The 6,122-nt window shown below is 35.3% G+C and carries 4 protein-coding genes and 1 pseudogene; 1 reads left to right on the top strand and 4 read right to left on the bottom strand.

The genetic code is table 11. The annotated features are described in order from the left end of the window. The 4 genes and pseudogenes from BM157_RS12660 to BM157_RS12645 form a co-directional block, all read right to left on the bottom strand. Window positions 1–702, bottom strand: a pseudogene (locus tag BM157_RS12660) (transposase); the annotation flags it as partial. 145 nt (window positions 703–847) lie between these two features. Continuing rightward, entirely contained in the window at window positions 848–2,782 is a 1,935-nt protein-coding gene (gene bilR, locus BM157_RS12655; RefSeq protein ID WP_090141442.1) for a bilirubin reductase, long form, read from the bottom strand. 29 nt (window positions 2,783–2,811) lie between these two features. Continuing rightward, a complete protein-coding gene (locus tag BM157_RS12650) occupies window positions 2,812–3,564 on the bottom strand; it encodes an alpha/beta hydrolase (protein WP_055174630.1) in 753 nt (250 codons plus the stop codon). A gap of 24 nt (window positions 3,565–3,588) precedes the next feature. Continuing rightward, window positions 3,589–4,968: an MFS transporter gene (locus tag BM157_RS12645; protein WP_055174632.1), complete on the bottom strand. Its 1,380-nt coding sequence runs from the start codon at window positions 4,966–4,968 to the stop codon at window positions 3,589–3,591. A 192-nt stretch (window positions 4,969–5,160) separates the two neighbouring features. Between BM157_RS12645 and BM157_RS12640 the strand changes: the two genes are divergently transcribed. Continuing rightward, window positions 5,161–5,982 (top strand): helix-turn-helix domain-containing protein, encoded by an 822-nt coding sequence (locus BM157_RS12640; RefSeq protein WP_318256001.1) that lies wholly within the window; start codon window positions 5,161–5,163, stop codon window positions 5,980–5,982. Window positions 5,983–6,122: the final 140 nt, after the last annotated feature.

The following is a 6,122-nucleotide window of genomic DNA, read 5'->3' as shown; positions in this document are numbered from 1 at the left end:
TCTATCTTTCCAATATCATTCTTGTATTTCCTTGTTTTTGATATCTCATAATTAGCCGGCTTTATGAATGCTATCTGATTATTAGCTTCAAGAAACAGATAGTTTTCCTCGCTCTCATAACCAGCATCTGCAGTTATGTTCTTATATTTGAATTTTAAGTTATGTTCAGCATCTTTAAGAGCATACAGCTTTTTGCGTAGTCTCTTTAAATGTTTGATTTTTATTACATTTCCATAAACTATTTTTATGTCATAGAGTTGTTCACATTCAGCTACAAAATCAGCTAACTTAATTAACAGTTTTGCCTGATTTTTTGTAACGGCTTTTTTCCACACGAAAGTATATTTATTGGCATTTGCCTCGATTTTTGTACCATCAATAAAGATAGTTTCACCGGATATTTCACCTAAATCAAAAAGGATATTTGAAACTTCTGCGAGAATACGCTTAGAACAAGGGGCAAAATGAATGCTCCTGAATCGTGCAAGTGTTGCATGGTCAGGTGCAGAATGTCCTTCTAAAAGAAACATGAAATTGATATCTCTTATATAGATCAGTCAAATCCATCTCCTCTACAAACTGACTGAGTAACCGCACAGAATCATTCTTAGGAATAATTGTTCCTAATTTGAGTGGAAGTTTTAGTTGATATCCACTCTGATTTAACGTATAATCTTTTTGTAATTTATTATGTAATAGCATATTAATATTTTACCATAAATCCCAGGATTTTCGAAGCCTGGGATTTATTTTTTTCAGATTATATACCACCTTAACATAAAAAAAGGGGCATCGCACTAATTTCTTAGTGCGACAGCCCCTTTGTGGTAATAGGGTAATTAATAATTTATATTTCACATGCTACATCATATGCTGATTTAATAGCATGCTCAATATTACTTGGACGTTCTCCAGCACAATCACCAATATAGTGAAGTGGAAGAGGACAATCAGAAAGCTCTGGAAGGTTCTTTCTTGCACCAACAGCCATTACAACAAAGTCTGAAGCAATTTCTTCTGTTGATGTATTGTCGTCTACTGTTTTTTCAACAACTACAGAATCATCTTTAATTTCTGATAATTTTGCAGATGTTACTATTTGAACATTATAATGCTCTAATTCCCTCATTAGAGTAGGTAAAATAGTGTTACTTTCTTCTTTTGCAATCTGATCCATCATTTCAATAATTGTAACCTTACATCCGCGTGAAGCCAGATATTCAGCGGTTTCAACACCTACAAGACCACCACCGATTACAGAAACATTACCGAATACGATTTCTTTCTTGGCAAGTACATCCCATGCACTTGCTACAGTTGGAAGATCTTTGCCAGGAACAGGGATTATTGCATTGTTTGCTCCTGTTGCCACAATTACTTCATCGAATGAATTATAATCTTGGGATGTGAATTCCTGACCAAGCCTGAATGTTACATCCAATTCAGGAAGTACATTTGTATAATAATTAATGCTTCTCATCATTTCTTCTTTTCTTGGAGGTACACTAGCAATAAGTAACTGACCACCAATCTGAAGTGATTTCTCAAATATAGTTACATGATGTCCTCTTAATGCGGAAACACGTGCAGCTTCAAGTCCAGCAATACCAGCACCAATAATAGCTATTTTCTTTGATGCTGCTGCAGGAGTTATATGTCGTGTTGCTTCGTAACCGTTTTCAGCATTAAGTACACAACTTAAGAAAGCACGATTCTGAATATTATCTGTACATCCTTTATTACACATCATACATGTTCTGACATTACAGCAATGTCCATCTGCACATTTGTTTGCAAAGTCAGGGTCTGTGAGAAGAGAACGACCTAATCCAATAATATCAGCAGAACCATTTGCAATAACTGCTTCGGCAGCTTCTGGTGTAACGATACGGCCTACTACAGATACAGGAATAGATACAAGCTCTTTGATTTTTTTAGAATAAGAAACCATAAATCCGTATGGCTGTGTTCCCATGGCAGGGATTGTATCACCCATATTTCCAGTATGGTTAGCCTGTGCAACATGTAATGTGTCAACACCGCAAGCTTCTAATTCTTTAGCAAAAATGCAAGCTTCATCAAGTGGAAGACCACCTTTTCCTCTAAAACTATTTTCTCCAAGAGGAGTAACTATAGGAAGCTTGTAGTCGATAACCATGTCAGGTACGATTGTTTTTAATCTTTTTACAAGTGTTAATGCAAAACGTGTACGATTAGCCAGGTCACCGCCATATTCATCAGTTCTATGATTTAAAATAGGAGAGCAAAGAGAACCAACAAGACGGTCTCCATGTACTTCAATACAATCAACACCAGCTTCGTGTGCTAAGATAGCACAGTTTTCCATATGCTTTATTATTTCATCAAGTTCTTCTGCAGTAACTTCATTTACAAAGTGCTGCATATCATGGTGAAGTTTAGCTCTTGCTTCCTGCATTTTGCCCTGATGAAACAAATCGTTTAAAGCTTTAACATTGTAGTCAGGATGGAATAACTGAATTCCAAGTTTTGCGCCATTTTCATGACATGCGTCAGCAAGTCTTTTGAAGCTTTGAACCTGCTCAGGTGAATAAAGCTTTGGTGTAGGAGAGAATGTTGGAAGTGGTGCAACATCTCCAATTACTATATATCCGACACCGCCTTTTGCGAGACGCTCGTAAAAACGAAAACTTTGTTCTCCAATTGAACCATCTTTTTCCTCATATCCTGTTGTAAGTGGTGGGAACATAATACGGTTTTTAAACTCAATATTTCCAACTTTTATAGGCTCTAATAATTTCATTGTTCATACTTCCTTTCAAATTGAATATACTATTTAAGTGGTGTTAAAAACTCTAACATTAATTTGTCTAATTCTGCTCTTGCAAAAGCACTGGCAAAATTGTGGTTAGCGCCTTCAATTGTTTTATAATTGCATTTTCCATTGTAAAGTGACTCATATCTATGGCATGTTGCATCATCTACCAAATCATCTGCAGTTCCTCTTATAAGGAGGACTGGTCCGTTGTATCCTTCTGCTGACGAGAATGGCTCATAATTAAATAAATCATGATTAAAAGATGTTGGGAAAGTGAGTCCTTCAATATCGGCCTTGGTGATCCCCTTAGCTTCCATGGCTTCAGCACGATCCTTACATCCAAACCACATTCCAGCACCTGGACACATAAGTATGAGAGCATAAGGATTAACAATAGGAGCGGCAGTAGCAGCTGCGTATCCTCCCATACTCTGACCAGATAAGATAATCTTATCTGGATTGGCAAAATCTTGTGTTTTAGTCCAGTTTATAATATCCTCGATATCGTGTAGGATACCTGTAAAGGTCATGTCCTCGAATTCACCATCACTTTCACCATTTCCGTATAAATCAAAACGGACACTGGCAAATCCATGTTCAGCTAATAATCTGGCTGTGTGCGTATAAATACTTTTGTAACCGCTTTTATTCCCTGTAAAGCCATGTACATTTACAATAGCAGGAAATCTTGTGCCATCTTCTGGAATGTTAACTATTCCGCGTAAGATGTGTCCATCACGGTTTGTGATTTCTACTTGTTTTGTCAATTTAAAATACCTCCATTTCTAATTTTATTCTGCAGTAGTAGCATTTCGCTTGTCAGCTAAATCCTGTAACATTTCAGCTGTTTTCTCTTTTGTAAGAGGGTAGATAAATTTTAATACCAGAACAGCTAATAAATATCCTACAACATATAAACCTGTATATGTTTTCCAAAGATGTCCTGAGAATGCTTCATTCTGGACAGCTTCATTAACCTGGAATCCAGCAATTGCAAGTGCAAAACTACTCATACTTCCTGATACAGCATTAGCAAGTTTACGGAAGAATGTATATGCCGAATATACAATTCCTTCATTACGTTTTCCTGTCTGAAGTTCTTGATAATCAATTGCATCATTTACAAGTGCCCAAACTAATACTTGGAAACCACTTACTCCAAGATAGCAGATTCCGTTGATGATAATAAAGAGCAAAGGATTTTCAAGTGGGAAGAAGAATAAAATAGCATAAACAACAACTGAGAAAGTTGCACTGTACATGATCCATTCTTTCTTTCCAAATTTCTTAGCAACAAATTTTGTGCCTACGAATGCAATAAGTGACCAGAGTACACTTAACATACCTGAAACTGCCATGATGGCAACATTTCCAAAATAATCGCGGAATAAATAAGTATTTAATCCGTTAACCATACCTGCTCCAACAATACCGATAAAGCTTGATAACATAACTCCGAGTAATGCTTTGTTTTTAGTAATATCTTTAATTACCTGGAAGTAGTTAAACTTTTCTTTTTTCTCAACAACTGGTTCTGTAATAATACGCTCTTTACACCAATGAGATGTAAACATAAGACAGATTAATCCAATAACTGCACAGATTGCTGACATAATAAGGAAATGGCTAGGTACTGGCTGGTTATCTTTATATAAGAATAATGGTCCAGCAATAACGATAACTGTCATAAAAATTGTACCGCCAAGACTTCTGAAACGAGAAAGGTCAGTACGTTGGTTAACATCATCAGTCATTACACTTGAAAGACTACCAAATGGAACGTTGACACATGTGTACATAATTTCGTAAACAATATATGTAATGAACATATAAGCAATACGTGCACCATAAGCGAAATTGCTTACGTTAACAAATCCTAATATACAGAGTACTGCAGTTGGAAAAGCAAAGAATTTAATCCAAGGAATAAATTTTCCTTTTCCTTTGTTTTTGTGGCTATCAACAAGTGCACCAATTAAAGGGTCATTTATAGCATCCCAAAACTTTGTAACAAGCATAAGGATTCCTACGTGTACTGGATTAACTTTTAATACCAGTGTATAAAAAATAGCAAGATACATGGCACGGAACTGCTCAGTACAGCAACATCCCAAATCGCCAAGAGTGTAACCAATTTTGTCCTTCATGGAAAAAGGTCTTGTTTCTTTCATGATAATTTACCTCCAAACATTTATATTGTTTTAGTAGCTACAATCTTATTATATTGGGGTTATGCTGATATCCATATACAAATATTGCTTGCAAACTACGAAAAATTGATATATTGTATATTTTGACGAAATGAACAAAAAATATAATAGGAAAGTGTACAAAATAGACATATGAAAAAGCAAGGCTACAAAATGGAATATTTGAAAATATTGGATAGTGCCCAGCGAAGCTTTGGGCAAAAGGAGAGCTATACAATTGTATTTATAGCTGGTGGGATAGGGTATATGCACCAGGAGGACGATAATATTGTATGTACTATGGAGGATTTGATATTTATTAAGCCAGGTAATAAAGTAAAGCTTGAATATCGTAAAAATAAGTATCCTCTTGAAGTTTATGTTCTTTATATAGGTGGAGAACTTTTAAGGAAATTGTCAGATGAAGAAACAAGACTTGATGAAGCGTTTGATTTTGTTCCGTACCAAGTTAAGATTGTTCATTCTGAGACTGAATCGGCTATGCTTATAAAGAATATATCAAAAAAGCTCTATTCGATGAATAATGAGCTGCCTAAATTTGCCCACTCATTATACGAGAAAAGCCTATTAACTATGATTCTTGTACTTGCACTTCGCTCATCTGTTCAGGATGATGTACAGATCAAGAAGAAGAAGAAAAAACACGTTGTAATGGATGATATTTTTATTTATATCAGAGAACATTTGACAGAAGATATCTCGTTGGAGCGCTTGGAAAATGAATTTTATATAAGCCGTTATCATATAGTAAGAGAGTTTAAAAAATTGACAGGTGAGACACCTCATTCATACATTGTAAAGAGCAAACTTGATTTATGCCGCCATTATATAGAGCAGGGGAAAAGTATTCATGAGGTATATGAGCTTGGTGGATTTGGAGGGTATAATCATTTTTTTAGAGCATTTAAGAAAGAATATGGTGTTACTCCAATGCAATATTACAAAGATTTAAAGATTGACAGGAATGAAAAGTAATGATTGTGTTTGTAGAATAAAGCAAATTTTGCCTGATTTTTTGTAACGGCTTTTTTCCACACGAAAGTATATTTATTGGCATTTGCCTCAATCTTGGTACCATCAATAAAGATAGTTTCACCAGATATTTCACCTAAATC

Source organism: [Lactobacillus] rogosae, assembly GCA_900112995.1.
Lineage (GTDB): Bacteria > Bacillota > Clostridia > Lachnospirales > Lachnospiraceae > Lachnospira > Lachnospira rogosae.
This window is presented reverse-complemented; position numbering and strand designations above follow the sequence as displayed.

Bases quoted from the DNA above. Each gene is read 5' to 3' on its own strand.
- bilR (WP_090141442.1), bottom strand. From the start codon at position 2,782: ATGAAATTATTAGAGCCTATAAAAGTTGGAAATATTGAGTTTAAAAAC.
- BM157_RS12640 (WP_318256001.1), top strand. From the start codon at position 5,161: ATGGAATATTTGAAAATATTGGATAGTGCCCAGCGAAGCTTTGGGCAA.
- BM157_RS12645 (WP_055174632.1), bottom strand. From the start codon at position 4,968: ATGAAAGAAACAAGACCTTTTTCCATGAAGGACAAAATTGGTTACACT.